The following is a 16,130-nucleotide window of genomic DNA, read 5'->3' on the forward strand; positions in this document are numbered from 1 at the left end:
GACGGCACGCCAGGGCGCGCCGCCGGCCTCAGTTGGACGAATTGAGAATCTCGGTGACCTCGTCGGTCACGTCGAGGAGGTCGCCTTTGGCCTGGATGACCCCGTTGCGGTCCACCAGCACCTCGATGTCATGACGCTCGATGATCTGGTCCACGGCACGCTCGAGCCTGGGCTGAGCCTGCTGCATGAACTGCTGTTCGGACTGCTTGCGCGCCTGAACCACCTGGCGGCGAAGCTGCTGGAAGCGGCCGCCCTTTTCCTGAAGCTCCTGCACGGCCGCCTGGCGCTGCGACTCGGACATGGTCGCCCCATCGCGCTGCAGGCGCTGCTGAAGCTGCTGGACTTCCTGACCCAGGGCCTCGGCCTCTTGCTGCTGGCTGCCGATCTGATTTTGCAGCTCGCTCATCGACTGCTGGGCGTCATCGCTTTCCAGCAGGGCCTGACGCCAATCCAGCACGGCGATATCGGCGGCCAGGGCAGGTGTACTCATGGCCGCGAACAGGCCGAGGCACAGGGCTCCGGTCAACTTGCGCATCTTGTTAAACTCCTCGAGATCGGTGGTCTGGCATCCGTCCGCGAACCTAGAACGTCTGGCCCAGCGAGAACTGGAAGAACTGGGTGTCGTCGCCTTGCTCGTCGTTGAGCGGCTCGGCCACGCTGAAGGTCAGCGGCCCTACCGGCGTCAACCAGGAAAGGCCCAGGCCCACACTGTAACGTAGATCGGCCAGATCGACACCCGAGCTGCAACTCGAAGGCCTATCAGCGGGCTGTACGGCATAGCACTCGGTAAGGAAGGTGTTGCCGCCATCGAGGAACAGCGACGACTGCACGCTGCGCTGATCCTCAACGAAGGGCATCGGGAACAGCAGTTCCGCTGAACCGCTGACCAGCACGTTACCGCCCAGGGTCTGGTCGTCGCCATTGCCACGGGCCGTGGTGGCCGGACCAAGCGTGCTGCCAGTGAAGCCTCGCACCGAGCCCAAGCCGCCGGTCAGGAAGTTCTCGTAGAACGGATAGGGATCGTTACCCGGGGTATCGGCGTAGCCCAGGTTGGTGCCGAACTTCAATGACCAGGCATCGTTGAGGGCAAACAGCTGCTGACCCTTGTAGCGCACCTTGTAGTAGATGGCATCGCTGCCCGGTGCCGCCGTCTCGAGCGACACCCGCTGATAGTTGCCCGCCGTGGGCATGACGCCGCGGTTGAGCTTGTTGCGGGTCCAGCTGGCCGTCAGCTTGAGGCTCTGAGCATCTTCGCCCTGATCATCGACGTACTGGACGATCTCCGACGGCGTGTCGGTATAGGTCTGCACTTGCAGCTCTTCGATGCCGACCCCGAAGTTGAGGCGCGTGACCTCGTCGATCGGGTAGCCGAAGTTGATGCTGCCGCCTACCGAGTCGGTGGAGTAGGTCGAGATGTCGGAGTCTTCGTAGTCCGTCTCGCGGTAGAAGAGATTATACCCACGCGAGATGCCGTCCAGTGTCCAGTAGGGATCGGTAAAGCCAAAGTTGAGGCTGGTATAGGTATCGCCCTTCTGGGCACCGATATTGACCCGGTTGCCGGTACCCAGGAAGTTGTTCTGGGACAGCGAGGCGCCGTAGATGACGCCATCGCTCTGGGAGAAACCGATGCTCGCCGAGATCGAGCCGGAGGGCTGCTCCTCGACGTTGTAGGTCACATCCAGCTGGTCGGGCTCGCCGGCTACCGGGCGTGTCTCGACGTCGACCTGCTTGAAGAAGCCCAGACGTTCGAGGCGCTGACGCGACTGGCTGATCTGCTCGGTGGAGGCGGGCGCGCCCTCCATCTGAATCATCTCGCGCCGCAGCACCTCATCCATGGTGGTGGTGTTGCCGACGAAATCGACGCGGCGGACATAGGCGCGGCGACCGGGATCGACTTGGAAGGTGACGTCGACCCGTTCACCGTCGGCGGTGACCTCAGGCACACCTTCGACGCTGGCAAAAGCGTAGCCTTCGGCGCCGAGACGCGAACGCAGCGCCTCGGAGGAGGCAGTGATATCGCTGCGCGAGAAAATCTCGCCGGGCGTGGCCTCGACCAGGTTGCGAGCCTCGGAGGGAGGAATCTTCAGGTCACCGGCGAAGCTGATGTCGCCCAGGCGATACTGCTTGCCTTCCTCGACGTTGACGGTAACGAAGATGCGCGACTTGTCGGGGCTGATCGACACCTGGGTCGAGGTGATCGCGAAGTTGACGTAACCGCGGTCCAGGTACCATGAGCGCAGCCGCTCCAGATCACCGGAGAGCTGCTGGCGGGAATACTCATCGCTCGAGAACCAGCCGAAGAACCAGCTCGGGCGATCCTCGAGTTCGAAGACGTCGCGCAGGGTGTCATCATCGAAGGCCTGATTGCCGACCACGTTGATCTGGCGAATCTTGGCCACCGCGCCCTCGTCGATATCGACCTTGACGCGGACCCGGCTCGAGTCGATTTCCTCGACCTCGGCATCGATACGGGCGCTATAGCGGCCCTGGCCGTGATAGAGCTGCTCGAGCTCGCGCTGCATCTCGTCGAGCGTCGAGCGCTGCAGGGCCTGCCCCTCAGCCAGACCCGCATCGCGCAGGCCCTGACGCAGCTCCTCTTCGGAGATCTGGGAGTTGCCGGTAATCTCGAGGTCGGTGATGAAGGGCCGCTCGTCGACCTGCACCACCAGTACGTCGCCCTCGCGAGCCAGGCGCACGTCCTCGAAGAGGCCGGTAGCAAACAGTGTCTTGGCTGCCTCGGCCAGCTCGCGCTCGTCGACGGCGTCGCGGGCACTGACCGGGAAGGCATTGAAGACAGACGCCGCGGAGACCCGCTTGAGGCCCTCCACACGGATGTCGGAAACGGTAAACGCATCGGCCAGCGCCACCGGGGCGCCAGACAGCAACAGCGCCGCAACGCCTAGAATCTTGAGTTTCATGCAGTCGGTTCGCTCGCGTTGGTCTGCCCGCTTGTCAAACGAGCACCTTATACATTTGTTCGGTCCACTGGCAAGGCCAGACCCCGGCCGGCGTGGACCGCTCCCGGGCGGCTACCAGAGCCGCATCAGGTCGAAGTACATCGCCATCATCATCATGCTGCCCACTAGCGCCAGGCCGATCTTAAAGCCCACCGCCTGAACCTGCTCGGAAACGGGGCGTCCACGCACCGCCTCGATGAAGTAATAGACCAGATGCCCGCCGTCGAGCACCGGGATCGGCAACAGGTTGAGAATTCCCAGGCTGATCGACAGATAGGCAAGGAAACCTATGAAACTCTCGACGCCGGTACGCGCCGTTTCACCGGCGATGCGGGCGATGGTGATCGGCCCCGAGAGATTCGATGGCGAAATCAGCCCCACCAGCATCTTGCGCATCGCGTCCAGGGTCAACACTGACATCTCGGCGGTCTTGTTGAGCGACTGCCCGACCGCATCCAGAGGGCCGTAATGAATCTCGCGCTGGTATTTGGCCGGCCATTCGGCACTGGCCACGCCGGCACCGATATAGCCGATGGACTGGCCACCCTCGGGGGTGCTCGGACGCGGTGTCAGCGCCAGGGTCTGGCGTTCGCCGCCCCGTTCGATTTCAAGCGTCAACGGCTCGCCAGGGCTCGCGCGGACCCGGTCGACGAAGGCCATCCAATCATCGATCGGCGTGCCATCGACGCCGAGGATGCGATCGCCCGCCTGCAGGCCAGCGCTGGCCGCAGCCTCGCCATCCAGCACCTGGCCCAGCACCGCGGGCAGCGCCGGCCGCCAGGGCGTGAGGCCGAGGGTTGCCAGCGGCCGGGGCGGATCCTGGCCGACCAGCCAGTTCTCGACGGGCAGACGATGTTCGCGCGCCGCCGTGGCGCCTTCGGGGCGCGAGGTCATGCTGATCGCGCCGGTCTCGCCGATCGCCGCGACCAGCTTCAGGTTGATGTCGTCCCAGGAACGCACCGGCTCGCCCTGCACGGCGACGATTTCCTGCCCGGTAGACAGCCCGCCGCGGGCGGCCGCCGAGTCCGGCGCCACGTCGCCGACCACCGGTGCAACGGTGGTGATGCCGATCACGAACAGCAGCCAGTAGGCGATGATCGCCAGCAAGAAGTTGGCCAGCGGGCCGGCGGCAACGATCGCGATACGCGACCACACTCCCTGGCGGTTGAAGGCCAGGTGCGCCTCATCAGGATCAACCGGCGCCTCGCGCTCGTCGAGCATCTTGACGTAGCCGCCCAATGGAATAGCCGCCACGGCGAATTCGGTACCGTGGCGATCGACCCGCGACCATAGCGGTTTGCCGAAGCCCACCGAGAAGCGCAGCACCTTGACTCCGCAACGCCTGGCCACCCAGAAGTGGCCAAACTCATGAAAGGTGACCAGCAGTCCGAGAACCACGATCACCGCCAGCACGTCCTGTATCACGCTCATCGCAGTTTACTCCCGCCCATAGCGTTCCAGGTGATGACGGGCCGCCCGACGGCCCCGGTCATCCTCGGCGAGGATGCCTTCGAGTTCGTCGGCCGCCGACGGCGAACAGGCCGACAGCACAGCCTCGTTGAGCTCGGCAATGCCCGGGAAGGATAGCCGGCCTTCGAGAAAGGCGTCCACGGCCACCTCGTTGGCGGCATTGAGCAGCGCAGGCGCGCTCCCGCCGGCGGCCATCGCCTCACGGGCCAGCCGCAGGCAGGGAAAGGCCGCCTCATCGGGTGCCTCGAAGTCGAGCCTGGCGACCTGAAACAGGTCGAGCGGCGCGACGCCTGCCTCGATGCGCTCCGGCCAGGACAGGCCATAGGCGATCGGCGTGCGCATATCCGGATTGCCGAGCTGGGCGAGCACCGAGCCGTCTCGATAGGCCGCCATCGAATGGATCACGCTCTGTGGATGCACGACCACCTGAATCTGCTCGGGGCCGGCATCGAAGAGCCAGCAGGCCTCGATTAGCTCAAGCCCTTTGTTCATCAGGGTCGCACTGTCCACCGAAATCTTGCGCCCCATCGACCAGTTGGGATGGGCACAGGCCTGGTCGGGGGTGACCCGGGTCAGGGCATCCCCCGACCAGCCGAGGAAGGGCCCACCCGAAGCCGTCAGCAGCAGCTGGCTGACGCCGATGCGCTCCAGGCCGCCACGATGCTCGGGAGGTAGACACTGATAAATGGCATTATGTTCGGAATCGATCGGCAACAACACGGCGCCATGCCTGGCCACGGCATCCATGAACAGGCCACCGCTCATCACCAGGGCTTCCTTGTTGGCAAGCAACACCCGCTTGCCAGCGCGCACAGCGGCAAGCGTCGGCACAAGCCCTGCAGCACCGACGATGGCCGCCATCACCACATCGACCTCAGAAGCCTTAGCGACCTCAACCAGCGCTTCTTCACCGGCGCGCACTTCCGTAGGCAGCTGGGCCGCCGCCAGCCGCTCGCGCAGCCAGGCGGCATCGGCCTCGCTGCCAATCACTGCCTGGGCAGGGCGATGCGTCTGACACAGCGCCAGCAGGGCTTCCTTCGAGCGATGAGCGGTCAGCGCATGCACCTGATAGCGTTCCGGATGGCGGGCGACCACATCCAGAGTGCTGGTGCCGATGGAGCCGGTTGCGCCCAGCACGGTGACGCGCTGAGGGCGAGTGATGTTGGATACAGAAAGACTCATAGCCACACCCGCAGCAGGGCAAAGATGGGAATCGCCGCGGTCAGGCTATCGATGCGATCCAGCACGCCACCGTGACCGGGCAGCAGCACCCCGGAATCCTTGATGCCCCGGGTGCGCTTCAACATGCTCTCGAACAGATCACCAAGCACTGAGACCAGGGTCACCAGCACGGTGGCAAGCATCAGGCCCAGGGTCTCGCCAAGGCCAAGCGACAGCCAGACGGCATAGCCAAGGGCCAACGCCAAGGTGGCGACCACACCGCCCGCCACGCCTTCCCAGGTCTTGCCGGGACTGACGGCAGGCGCCAGCTTGCGCCGCCCGAAGGCTCGGCCTGCGAAGTAGGCCCCGGTGTCGGCAAGCCACACCAGCAGCAGCACGAAGAGCAGCCACTCGACGCCGCTGGCACGCAGACTGTTGAAGCCTACCCAGCAGGGCAGCAGGACCACCAGGCCCATGACCAGGCGACGACCGGGCGTCGCCCATTGTGCCCGACGCTCGGGGTAGTGAGTGATCCAGTAGAGGTTGGCAAGCCAGGCAGCCGCGCCGAGCCAAAGCAGGCCGTTGGCCTGACCACTGCCGCCCGCCCAAAGCAGCAACATGGCAAGCCCCAGGCCTGCAGTGGTCGCGAGACGGGCCGTCAGGCGCGACAGGCCGGCGAGATTGGTCCACTCCCAGGCGGCCAACAGCATGACCAGACCAATGAAGAGAGCGAAGGCGCCACCCTCGAACAGGAAGAGTCCGGCCAGTGCCAGCGGCACCAGGATAACGGCGGTCAGAATTCGTTGCTTAAGCACCCTGGGCCTCGACTTGCTCGTGCGTCATGCCGAAGCGACGCTGGCGACGCGCGAAGTCGGCGAAGGCCTCATCGAGCGCCTCGGCGCCGAAATCCGGCCACAGCAGAGGGGAAAAATGCAGCTCGGCATAGGCCAACTGCCACAGCAGGAAGTTGGACAGGCGCTGCTCACCGCTGGTACGGATGCATAGATCCACCTCCGGCGCATCGGCCAAGCAGACCTCGCGGCCCAGCGACTGCTCATCGACCTGTCCGGCCTCAAGCTCGCCTGCCGCCACACGGGCGGCGAGGCGCTGCGCGGCCTGGGCGATGTCCCAACGGCCGCCGTAGTTGGCGGCGATCACCAGATGCATGCCGCGGTTGTCGGCGGTCAGCGTCTCGGCACGGGCGATGTGCTTCTGGATAGACGCCGAGAAACCCTCGCGCTCACCGATGATGGTCAGCCGAATATCATGCTCGTGCAGCTTCTTGACCTCCCGCTTGAGGGCGATCAGGAACAGCTCCATCAAGGCGTTGACCTCGGCCGGCGGACGCTTCCAGTTCTCGCTGGAGAAGGCGAACAGGGTCAGCACCTCGACCCCGCGCTCCGCGGCGCGGCGGATCACCGCCCGCACCGACTCGACGCCCGCACGATGACCGCGCACCCCGGACAGGCCATGGGCCTTGGCCCAGCGGTTGTTGCCATCCATGATGATCGCCAGATGACGCGGGGTCGTCCGGCGATGCGATTCAGGGGACTGCGGTGATGTCATGGGGGCTCGCATAGCAGTAGAACGATAGGCGGGCGATGCGATGTCGCCCGCCAGGCCTCAGACCGTCATCAGGTCCTTTTCCTTGGCTTCCAACAGCTTGTCGATCTCAGCAATGTGCTTGTCGGTCAGCTTCTGGATGGCGTCCGTGCCGCCGTGCTCTTCATCTTCGGAGATTTCTTTCTCCTTGAGCAGCGCCTTGATGTCACCGTTGGCATCGCGACGCACGTTGCGCACCGCCACACGGGCGTTCTCGGCCTCGGAACGGGCCTGCTTGATGTAGCCCTTGCGGGTTTCCTCGGTCAACATCGGCATCGGCACGCGAATCACGCTGCCCGCCGTTGCCGGGTTGAGGCCCAGGTCCGCGGTCATGATGGCTTTCTCGACCTTGGGCACCATGGACTTTTCCCAGGGCACGACCGCCAGGGTACGCGCGTCCTCGACGTTGACGCTGGCGACCTGGTTAAGCGGCATCTGGGCGCCGTAATAATCCACGGTCACCGCATCAAGGATGCTGGGATGGGCACGGCCGGTGCGGATCTTGTTGAAGTTCGCATGCAGTGACTCGATGGTCTTGTCCATGCGGGCTTCAGCGTCTTTCTGGATATCGTTGATCACGGTTTCAACCTCTGTCTATCAGCGTGCCTTCCTTGCCGCCCATCACCAGATTGAGCAGGGCACCGGGCTTGTTCATGTTGAATACGCGGACCGGCATGTCATGGTCACGCACCAGGCAGATGGCGGTCAAATCCATCACCCCGAGCTTCTGATCCAGGCATTCATCGTAGGTCAGGCGCTCGTACTTCTGGGCGTCGGCATGCTTGACCGGGTCACGGTCGTAGACGCCGTCGACCTTGGTGGCCTTGATCACCACGTCGGCATCGATCTCGATGCCGCGCAGGCACGCCGCGGAATCGGTGGTGAAGAAGGGGTTACCGGTACCGGCGGAAAACAATACCACATCGCCCGATGTCAGGTAGCGGATGCCGGTGCGGCGATCGTAGTGCTCGACCACGCCGCTCATCGGAATCGCTGACATCACCCGCGAACGGATATTGGAGCGCTCCAGGGCATCCCGCATGGCCAGGGCGTTCATCACCGTTGCCAGCATGCCCATGTGATCGCCGGTCACCCGCTCCATGCCTGCCTCGTGCAGCGCGGCCCCGCGGAACAGGTTGCCGCCGCCGACCACGATGCCGACCTGAACGCCGATGCCGACCAACTGACCGATCTCCAGCGCCATGCGATCGAGCACCTGGGGATCGATGCCGAACTCGGCATCACCGGTCAGGGCCTCGCCGGACAGCTTAAGCAGAATACGCTTGTACTTGCTTTTCGCCGCGCGCTCAGGCTTGGCAGGGCGTTCGGGCGTAGCGGTGGAATCGGACATGAGGCGTCTCCTGATGACAGCGACAGGGGGAGGAAATCTTGGCGGCATTTCTATCCGCCGGATACGCGAAGGCGTGCGCTTGCGCGCACGCCATCACGAACTCACAGTACCAAGCCTTAGCTGCGGCCGGCCTGCTCCATTACTTCCTTGGCGAAGTCGACTTCTTCTTTCTCGATGCCTTCACCTACTTCGAAGCGAGTGAAGCTGACCACTTCACCACCGGCTGCCTTGACGAACTCGGCCACGGTCTGGTCCGGATTCTTGACGAAGGCTTGCTCGGTCAGGCTGTTCTCAGCCAGGTACTTCTTCAGACGGCCCTGGACCATCTTCTCGGCGATGTTTTCCGGCTTACCGGCCATATCCGGCTGTGCCAGGATGATCGCCTTTTCCTTGTCCAGCTGCTCCTGCGGCATGTTCTCCGGCAGGGCCACGACCGGGTTGATGGCCGCCACGTGCATGGACACGTCCTTGGCTGCCTCGGCAGTGCCGCCGGTCAGCACGGTCAGCGCGGCGATGCGACCACCGTGGACGTAGCCACCCACGGTGCCGCCAGCCGGCGCTTCGACCAGCTCGGCACGACGCACGCTGATGTTCTCGCCGATCTTCTGGACCAGCTGCTCGCGAGCGTTTTCCAGCTCACCTTCCATCAGGGCTGCGATGTCGGTGATCTTGCTGGCGAACGCCTGCTCGGCGACCTTGTCGGCGAAGGCGATGAAGTTGTCGTCACGAGCCACGAAATCGGTCTCGGAGTTGACTTCAAGCATCAGGCCGTAGCTGGCGTCATCGGCCAGCTTGATCACGATGGCGCCTTCGGCAGCGGTACGGCCTGCCTTCTTGGCGGCCTTGAGACCGGAGTTCTTGCGCAGGTTCTCGATGGCGGTTTCGATGTCGCCACCGGCTTCGGTGAGCGCCTTCTTGCACTCCATCATGCCGAGCCCGGTGCGCTCGCGCAGTTCTTTTACCTGAGACGCGCTGATAGCTGCCATGGTAATAACCTCTGAAATGATTCGACGTCGATAATCAAAGCGTTTCCGTCACCCGGGCGGGGGACGGAAAGAAGGGGGCCAAGCCCCCTCCTCTGTCTACCCTTGTGTTCGGCGAGCCAAGCCCACCGACCGGGCCGCCATCAGTATGGCAGCCCCGGATGACACCCTGGGGTAGACCAGCGTCATCACTCGGCGACTTGTTCGCCTTCGGTGACTTCAACGAACTCGTCGGGACGACCTTCCTTCGCCTTGGCGCAGGCGTTGGCGATGGCCTGGACGTAGATCTGGATGGCGCGGATGGAATCATCGTTGCCCGGGATCACGTAGTCGACGCCGTCCGGATTGGAGTTGGTATCGACCACCCCGATGACCGGAATGCCAAGCTTGTTGGCTTCGTTGATGGCGATACGCTCATGATCGACATCAACCACGAACAGCGCGTCCGGCAGGCCGCCCATTTCCTTGATACCGCCCACGCTGCGCTCGAGCTTGTCCTGCTCGCGGGTAGCCATCAGGACTTCTTTCTTGGTCAGCTTCTCGAAGGTGCCGTCTTCGTGCATCGACTCGAGTTCGCGCAGACGCTTGATGGACACGCGAATGGTCTTGTAGTTGGTCAGCATGCCGCCCAACCAGCGATGGTTGACGAAAGGCATGCCAACACGGTTGGCCTCTTCCTTGATCACCTTGGCCGCCGCACGTTTGGTGCCAACAAACAGGATCTTGTTGTTGGTCTCCGCCATCTTCTCGACCACGCTGATCGCTTCATTCAGCGCCGGCAGGGTGTGCTCGAGGTTGATGATGTGGATCTTGTTGCGAGCGCCGAAGATGAACTTGGACATCTTCGGGTTCCAGTACTTGGTCTGGTGACCGAAGTGAGCGCCTGCCTTGAGCAGGTCACGCATATTGACTTGTGTCATGGATGACTCCTGGACTATCGGGTTGGGCCTCCACGCACCCCATGGATCCGACCCTCGGACTGGCCGACGGCACCCGGGACCATGTGTCGGTGCATGTGTGTTTTTCAGGCTATTTAGCGCCTTACCGCTGGCCATGCGAATAACGCAACGTCACCATCGCGGGACAGGCTGTGTCGCCGGACGAATAGAGGAAGCGATGCACTCGGCACAACGCATTGCAGGAAAGCGCGCAGCTTTATACCATAGATCAATATCAAGATGAAGTCGCAAGCGCCTTGCCCGCCTCTATGTCCAGTGTATTACGCGGCCGCTCGCGAGCGCCCTCCCCCTTACGACCCGAGATTCCATGAACGTATCCATCAAGACCGCCGACGAAATCGTCAAGATGCGCGAAGCCGGTAAGCAGGCTGCACGCGTACTGGAAATGATCACGCCCCACGTCCAGGCCGGCGTCAGTACCGGTGAACTCGACCGCCTCTGCCATGACTTCATCGTCAACGAACTGGGCTCCGTGCCGGCACCGCTGAACTACCACGGTTTCCCCAAGTCGATCTGCACCTCGATCAACCACGTGGTCTGCCACGGCATCCCCGACGACGCCAAGAAGCTCAAGAAGGGTGATGTGATGAACATCGACATCACCGTCAAGACCGCCGACGGCTACCACGGCGACACCAGCAAGATGTTCATCGTCGGCGAAAGCATCCAGGGCGAGCGGCTGGCCCGCATCACCCAGGAATGCCTCTATCGCAGCATCGCCGAGGTCAAGCCCGGCGTCCGCCTGTCGCACCTGGCGCGCGTCATCCAGCAGCACGCCGAAGCCAACGGCTACAGCGTAGTACGTGACTTCTGCGGCCACGGCATCGGCGCGGTCTTCCACGAGGAGCCCCAGGTATTGCACTACGATGGCTATGCCCCCGAGGCTGACATCGCCCTCGAGGAAGGCATGTGCTTCACCATAGAACCGATGATCAACGTCGGCGATCACCGCACCAAGGTGCTGCGCGACAACTGGACCGCCGTGACCAAGGACAAGGGCCTGTCTGCCCAGTGGGAACATACCCTGCTGGTGACCGCCACTGGCGTCGAGGTGCTGACCGTCCGCGGCGAGGAAGACCTGAGCTTCCTTTCGAGCTGACATGCTGCTGCATCATTACCGCTTCCAGCCCGACGAGAGCCTCTTCGATGTCGCAGCCTTCTGCACGGAGCTAGAGGGCGAGCGGTCGCCGATTGCGCCCTTCAAGCAGGCGCTGCGCGAAATCCAGGAACGTCTGGACGAGCGCTTTCGCGCCGGCGCCGACATCCGCGACCTGGTGCATGGCCGCGCCTGGTGCCTCGACCGCCTGCTCGAGATCGCCTGGTCGCGCCATGCCTGGCCGGACAGCGGCGTCGCCCTGCTGGCCGTCGGCGGCTACGGCCGCGGCGAGCTGCATCCCTATTCGGATGTCGACCTGCTGCTGCTGCTCGAAGAGGACGACGATGCCCCCTACCGAGAGCCGCTGACCGACTTCATCACCTTCCTGTGGGACATCGGGCTGGAAATCGGTCACAGCGTGCGCTCGCTCAATGACTGCGAGCGCGAGGCCCGCGCCGACGTCACGGTGATCACCAACCTGCTCGAGACCCGCACCCTGGCAGGCGGTGAGCACCTTCGCGACGCGATGCGCGAGCGGCTCAGGACCGACCGGCTGTGGCCGGCAGACGCCTTCTTCGAGGCCAAGTGGCAGGAGCAGATCGCCCGCCACTACCGCTACAACAACTCCGAGTATCACCTCGAGCCAAACATCAAGAGCTCCCCCGGCGGACTGCGAGACATTCAGATGATCGGCTGGGTCGCCAAGCGCCAGTTCGGCGAGCTGCGCTACGAGGAGGTGGTCGACAACGGCTTCATGAACGATGCCGAGCTTCGCATCTTAAGCCAGGGCCAGGCCTTCCTGTGGCAGGTCCGCTATGCCTTGCACATGCTCACCGGGCGCGCCGAGGATCGCCTGCTGTTCGATCACCAGCGCACCATCGCCACCCTGTTCGGCTACCGCGACATCCCCGGCCGGCTGGCCGTCGAGCAGTTCATGAAGCGCTACTATCGCCACGTCACCGCCCTGGCGGGCCTCAACGACATGCTGCTGCAGCACTTCGACGAGGTCATCCTGCGCGCCGACGAGGTGCTCGAGACCCGCCCCCTCAATGACCGATTCGAGGTCAAGGGCGGCTACATCCAGGCCCGCGACGAGCGGATCTTCCGCTACCGCCCCGCGGCCATGCTCGAGCTGTTCCTGCTGATGGCTCAGCATCCGGAGATCGAAGGCGTGCGCGCCTCGACCATCCGCCTGATTCGCGACCATCGCCACCTGATGGACGACCTGTACCGCGACGACGTGCGCCACCAGAGCCTTTTCATGGAGCTGTTGCGCTCCAGCGGCAACGTCGCCCGCCAGCTAAGGCGCATGAACCGCTACGGGGTGCTCGGCAAGTACCTGCCGGAATTCGGCCAGGCCGTGGGCCTGATGCAGCACGACCTGTTCCACAGCTACACGGTCGACGCCCACACCCTGGGCCTGCTGAAGTTCGTGCAGCGCTTCCGCGAGCCGCGCTGCCGCGAGGAGTTCCCGGTCGCCGCAGCACTGGTGCACCAGTTACCCAAGCTCGAGCTTTTGTGGATCGCCGGGCTCTATCACGACATCGGCAAGGGGCGCGGCGGCGATCACTCCCTGCTCGGCGCCCGCGATGCCGAAGAATTCTGCGAGCGCCACGGCCTCTCGCCCCGGGATACCCGGCTGGTCAGCTGGCTGGTCAAGCATCACCTGCTGATGTCGAAGACGTCTCAGAAGCGCGACATCACCGACCCTGACGTGATCCGCGAGTTCGCCACTCAGATGCGCGACGAGGTCCACCTCGACTATCTGTACGTGCTGACTGTGGCCGACATCAATGCCACCAACCCGACCCTGTGGAACGGTTGGCGGGCCTCGCTGCTGCGTCAGCTGCACGCCGAGACCAAGCGCGCCCTGCGTCGCGGTCTTGAAAACCCGCTGGACCGTGACGACTGGGTGCGCGAAACCCGCGAGGAAGCGCGCAGCCTGCTGGCCAACGTCGGCATCGACCCCACGCGTTTCGAGCGCCTGTGGGAGTCGCTGGGCGAGGACTACTTCGTCCAGTACGCCCCCAGCGAGATCGTCTGGCAGACCCAGGGCATTCTCGACCATGACGGTTCGGACCTGCCGCTGATTCTTATCAGCGCCCCCACCGAGGACATGACCGAGGGCGGCACCAAGGTGTTCATCCACACTCGCTCGGTGGATGATCTGTTCGCCGCCACCGCCGCCGCCATGGAGCAGCTCGGGCTGTCGATCCACGATGCCCGCATCGCCACCTCGAGCAGCGACTGGACCCTCAACACCTTCATCGTGCTCGACGAAGACGGCCAGCCGATCCGCGATCGCGAACGGCTCGAGACCATGCGCCGTCATCTGGTCGAGGAACTCGACGACCCGGACGACTACCCGCAGATCGTCACCCGCCACACTCCCCGCCAGCTCAAGCACTTCAAGGTGCCGACCCGGGTGGTGATCGAGCAGGACCCGGCCAACGAGCGCACCATGCTCGAGCTTACGGCCCCTGACCGCCCCGGCCTGCTGGCCCGGGTCGGGCGCATCTTCATGGAGCAGGGCATCGCCCTCTCGGCAGCCAAGATCGCCACCCTCGGCGAGAAGGTCGAAGACGTCTTCTTCATCACCGACCGCAACGGCGCGCCGATCACCGACGCCGAACGCCAGCAGCGCCTGCGCGAGCGACTGGTCGAGGTGCTCGACGTCTAGGGGCAGCGCTCAACCCCCACCCAGGGCAAACCACCGACAGGCGCCAAGATTGAGGCGCCTCGCCGGCTTCCCTATAATCGCTGACCTGACTCGCTGAGCCCTGTCGACTCAACGCACTCGACGCGCAGCGATCAATCAGGGCCCATCCCGTCACCCCGACCACGACCACGCCCCGCGAGGCGCGCCAGGACAGCCATGAACCCCGATCTCGATGCGCTCAAGCCCTACCCCTTCGAGAAGCTTGCCGCCCTCAAGGCCAATGTCACGCCCCCCGCGGCGCTGTCGCATATCCCGCTGACCATCGGCGAGCCCCAGCATCCGCCCTTCGCCGCCGCGCTGGACACCCTGAGCGCTCACCGCGACGAGATGGCCCGCTACCCGGCCACCGCCGGCACGGCCGAACTGCGCCAGACGATCGCTAACTGGGCGACCCAGCGCTTCGGCCTCAACGCCGTCGGCGGCCTCGACCCGGACAGTCAGGTACTGCCGGTCAACGGCACCCGGGAGGCGATATTTGCCTTCGTGCAGGCAGCCATCGATCGCAGCCGCCCGGCAAAGGTCGCCGTGCCCAACCCTTTCTACCAGATCTACGAGGGTGCCACCCTGCTGGCCGGCGGCACCCCGCTGTACCTGGACTGCCAGGCAGAACACGGCTTCCGCCCGGATTTTGATGCGGTGCCGGCAGAGACCTGGCGCGACGTCCAGCTGGTGTTCCTGTGCTCGCCGGGCAATCCCACCGGGGCAGTCACGCCGCTTGAAGACTTCACGCGTCTGATCGAGCTTGCCGACGAGCATGACTTCATCATCGCCTCGGACGAGTGCTACTCCGAACTCTACCTCGACGAAGCCACGCCACCGCCAGGGCTGCTGGAGGCCTGCGCTCTGCTGGGCCGCCACGACTACCGTCGCTGCCTGGTCTTCCACTCGCTGTCCAAGCGCTCCAACCTGCCGGGGCTACGCTCGGGCTTCGTCGCCGGTGACGCCGGCCTGATCACGCCCTTCAAGCGCTATCGCACCTATCACGGCTGCGCCATGTCACTACCGCTGCAGCACGCCTCGATCACCGCCTGGAGCGATGAGGCCCACGTGCAGGCCAACCGCGACGCCTATCGCGAAAAATTCGCCGCCGTCACCGAGATTCTCGCCCCGGTGTTGAGCTTTCCGACGCCCGAGGCCAGCTTCTACCTGTGGCCGGCGGTACCGGGCGGCGACGATGAGGCCTTCACCCGAGCGCTCTTCGCCGAGGAGAACGTCAGCGTACTGCCGGGCAGCTATATGGGCCGCACCACCACCGGTGACGGCGAGGCCAGCGAGAGCGGCGTGAACCCCGGCGCCGGGCGCATCCGCCTGGCACTGGTCGCCGACGTCGATTCCACCGTCGAGGCTGCCCGCCGCCTGCGCCGCTTCACCGAACGCTGGCTGGCCGACATCTCCACGAATACGTCCCAGAATGCTTCCGCGACGAACGCTTCCACCGACACCAAGAGGTCCCAGGCATGATCACGCTCTATGGCATCAAGGCCTGCGACACCTGCCGCAAGGCGCGCAAAGCACTGGAAGCGCAGGGCCTGCCCTTCAAGGTGCATGACCTGCGCGATGACGGCCTGTCCGCGGCGCTGCTTGATCACCTGCTCGAGCGGGTGCCATTGATGACGCTACTCAACAAGCGCAGCACCACCTGGCGCCAGTTGAGCGATGCCGACAAGGACGGCCTGGACGCCACCTCGGCCCGCACACTGATGATGGAGCACCCGACCCTGCTCAAGCGCCCGCTGCTGGATACCGGCGAGCGCATCCGGGTCGGCTACCGAGACGGCGACTACGACAAACTGACCGCGATAAACTGACCGGCTGAAGGCAGCGACGTCAGT

Annotated in this window: 14 protein-coding genes; 4 read left to right on the plus strand and 10 right to left on the minus strand. The window is 64.4% G+C overall.

What is annotated here, in order from left to right; all coding sequences use genetic code 11:
- Nucleotides 1–28: 28 nt before the first annotated feature.
- The 10 genes from BCL93_RS04500 to rpsB form a co-directional block, all read right to left on the minus strand.
- Complete coding sequence (locus BCL93_RS04500; protein ID WP_112053905.1) at nucleotides 29–535, minus strand: OmpH family outer membrane protein; 507 nt, start codon at nucleotides 533–535, stop codon at nucleotides 29–31.
- 46 nt (nucleotides 536–581) lie between these two features.
- Nucleotides 582–2,918 carry an outer membrane protein assembly factor BamA gene (gene bamA, locus BCL93_RS04505; RefSeq protein ID WP_112053906.1) on the minus strand — a complete coding sequence of 779 codons (2,337 nt, stop codon included), beginning with the start codon at nucleotides 2,916–2,918 and terminating at the stop codon, nucleotides 582–584.
- A 111-nt stretch (nucleotides 2,919–3,029) separates the two neighbouring features.
- The gene (gene rseP / locus BCL93_RS04510; protein ID WP_112053907.1) at nucleotides 3,030–4,388 is read right to left on the minus strand and encodes a sigma E protease regulator RseP; all 1,359 of its coding nucleotides are present in this window, start codon (nucleotides 4,386–4,388) and stop codon (nucleotides 3,030–3,032) included.
- Between the two features lie 6 nt (nucleotides 4,389–4,394).
- Nucleotides 4,395–5,609 (minus strand): 1-deoxy-D-xylulose-5-phosphate reductoisomerase, encoded by a 1,215-nt coding sequence (ispC, locus tag BCL93_RS04515; protein ID WP_112053908.1) that lies wholly within the window; start codon nucleotides 5,607–5,609, stop codon nucleotides 4,395–4,397.
- Nucleotides 5,606–6,403: a phosphatidate cytidylyltransferase gene (locus BCL93_RS04520; protein WP_112053909.1), complete on the minus strand. Its 798-nt coding sequence runs from the start codon at nucleotides 6,401–6,403 to the stop codon at nucleotides 5,606–5,608. Before BCL93_RS04520 ends, ispC begins: the two co-directional genes overlap by 4 nt.
- Nucleotides 6,396–7,154, minus strand: coding sequence for a polyprenyl diphosphate synthase (gene uppS, locus BCL93_RS04525; RefSeq protein WP_112053910.1), 759 nt, complete (start codon nucleotides 7,152–7,154; stop codon nucleotides 6,396–6,398). The genes BCL93_RS04520 and uppS overlap by 8 nt, the downstream gene beginning before the upstream one ends.
- Before the next feature lie 57 nt (nucleotides 7,155–7,211).
- Nucleotides 7,212–7,769: a ribosome recycling factor gene (frr, locus tag BCL93_RS04530; RefSeq protein WP_112053911.1), complete on the minus strand. Its 558-nt coding sequence runs from the start codon at nucleotides 7,767–7,769 to the stop codon at nucleotides 7,212–7,214.
- Nucleotides 7,770–7,773: 4 nt separating this feature from the next.
- Nucleotides 7,774–8,541 (minus strand): UMP kinase, encoded by a 768-nt coding sequence (gene pyrH / locus BCL93_RS04535; RefSeq protein WP_112053912.1) that lies wholly within the window; start codon nucleotides 8,539–8,541, stop codon nucleotides 7,774–7,776.
- A gap of 116 nt (nucleotides 8,542–8,657) precedes the next feature.
- Nucleotides 8,658–9,527 carry a translation elongation factor Ts gene (gene tsf / locus BCL93_RS04540; RefSeq protein ID WP_112053913.1) on the minus strand — a complete coding sequence of 290 codons (870 nt, stop codon included), beginning with the start codon at nucleotides 9,525–9,527 and terminating at the stop codon, nucleotides 8,658–8,660.
- A gap of 185 nt (nucleotides 9,528–9,712) precedes the next feature.
- The gene (rpsB, locus tag BCL93_RS04545) at nucleotides 9,713–10,444 is read right to left on the minus strand and encodes a 30S ribosomal protein S2 (RefSeq protein WP_092522926.1); all 732 of its coding nucleotides are present in this window, start codon (nucleotides 10,442–10,444) and stop codon (nucleotides 9,713–9,715) included.
- A gap of 346 nt (nucleotides 10,445–10,790) precedes the next feature.
- On the opposite strand from rpsB, the gene map reads away from it, so the two are divergent.
- The 4 genes from map to BCL93_RS04565 all read left to right on the plus strand — a co-directional run bounded on the left by map (nucleotide 10,791) and on the right by BCL93_RS04565 (nucleotide 16,106).
- Nucleotides 10,791–11,582, plus strand: a complete 792-nt coding sequence (map, locus tag BCL93_RS04550) for a type I methionyl aminopeptidase (RefSeq protein WP_112053914.1) — start codon at nucleotides 10,791–10,793, stop codon at nucleotides 11,580–11,582.
- Nucleotide 11,583: 1 nt separating this feature from the next.
- Nucleotides 11,584–14,259, plus strand: coding sequence for a [protein-PII] uridylyltransferase (locus BCL93_RS04555; RefSeq protein WP_112053915.1), 2,676 nt, complete (start codon nucleotides 11,584–11,586; stop codon nucleotides 14,257–14,259).
- Nucleotides 14,260–14,454: 195 nt separating this feature from the next.
- A complete protein-coding gene (gene dapC / locus BCL93_RS04560; RefSeq protein ID WP_112053916.1) occupies nucleotides 14,455–15,759 on the plus strand; it encodes a succinyldiaminopimelate transaminase in 1,305 nt (434 codons plus the stop codon).
- A complete protein-coding gene (locus BCL93_RS04565) occupies nucleotides 15,756–16,106 on the plus strand; it encodes an arsenate reductase (protein ID WP_112053917.1) in 351 nt (116 codons plus the stop codon). The genes dapC and BCL93_RS04565 overlap by 4 nt, the downstream gene beginning before the upstream one ends.
- Nucleotides 16,107–16,130: the final 24 nt, after the last annotated feature.

Origin of the sequence: Onishia taeanensis (assembly GCF_003268885.1) — a bacterium.
Taxonomy (GTDB): domain Bacteria; phylum Pseudomonadota; class Gammaproteobacteria; order Pseudomonadales; family Halomonadaceae; genus Onishia; species Onishia taeanensis_A.

Coding starts and splice junctions, on each gene's coding strand:
- BCL93_RS04555 (WP_112053915.1), top strand. CDS start 11,584: ATGCTGCTGCATCATTACCGCTTCCAGCCCGACGAGAGCCTCTTCGAT.
- rseP (WP_112053907.1), bottom strand. CDS start 4,388: ATGAGCGTGATACAGGACGTGCTGGCGGTGATCGTGGTTCTCGGACTG.
- dapC (WP_112053916.1), top strand. CDS start 14,455: ATGAACCCCGATCTCGATGCGCTCAAGCCCTACCCCTTCGAGAAGCTT.
- pyrH (WP_112053912.1), bottom strand. CDS start 8,541: ATGTCCGATTCCACCGCTACGCCCGAACGCCCTGCCAAGCCTGAGCGC.
- rpsB (WP_092522926.1), bottom strand. CDS start 10,444: ATGACACAAGTCAATATGCGTGACCTGCTCAAGGCAGGCGCTCACTTC.
- map (WP_112053914.1), top strand. CDS start 10,791: ATGAACGTATCCATCAAGACCGCCGACGAAATCGTCAAGATGCGCGAA.
- tsf (WP_112053913.1), bottom strand. CDS start 9,527: ATGGCAGCTATCAGCGCGTCTCAGGTAAAAGAACTGCGCGAGCGCACC.
- BCL93_RS04565 (WP_112053917.1), top strand. CDS start 15,756: ATGATCACGCTCTATGGCATCAAGGCCTGCGACACCTGCCGCAAGGCG.
- bamA (WP_112053906.1), bottom strand. CDS start 2,918: ATGAAACTCAAGATTCTAGGCGTTGCGGCGCTGTTGCTGTCTGGCGCC.
- BCL93_RS04500 (WP_112053905.1), bottom strand. CDS start 535: ATGCGCAAGTTGACCGGAGCCCTGTGCCTCGGCCTGTTCGCGGCCATG.
- ispC (WP_112053908.1), bottom strand. CDS start 5,609: ATGAGTCTTTCTGTATCCAACATCACTCGCCCTCAGCGCGTCACCGTG.
- uppS (WP_112053910.1), bottom strand. CDS start 7,154: ATGACATCACCGCAGTCCCCTGAATCGCATCGCCGGACGACCCCGCGT.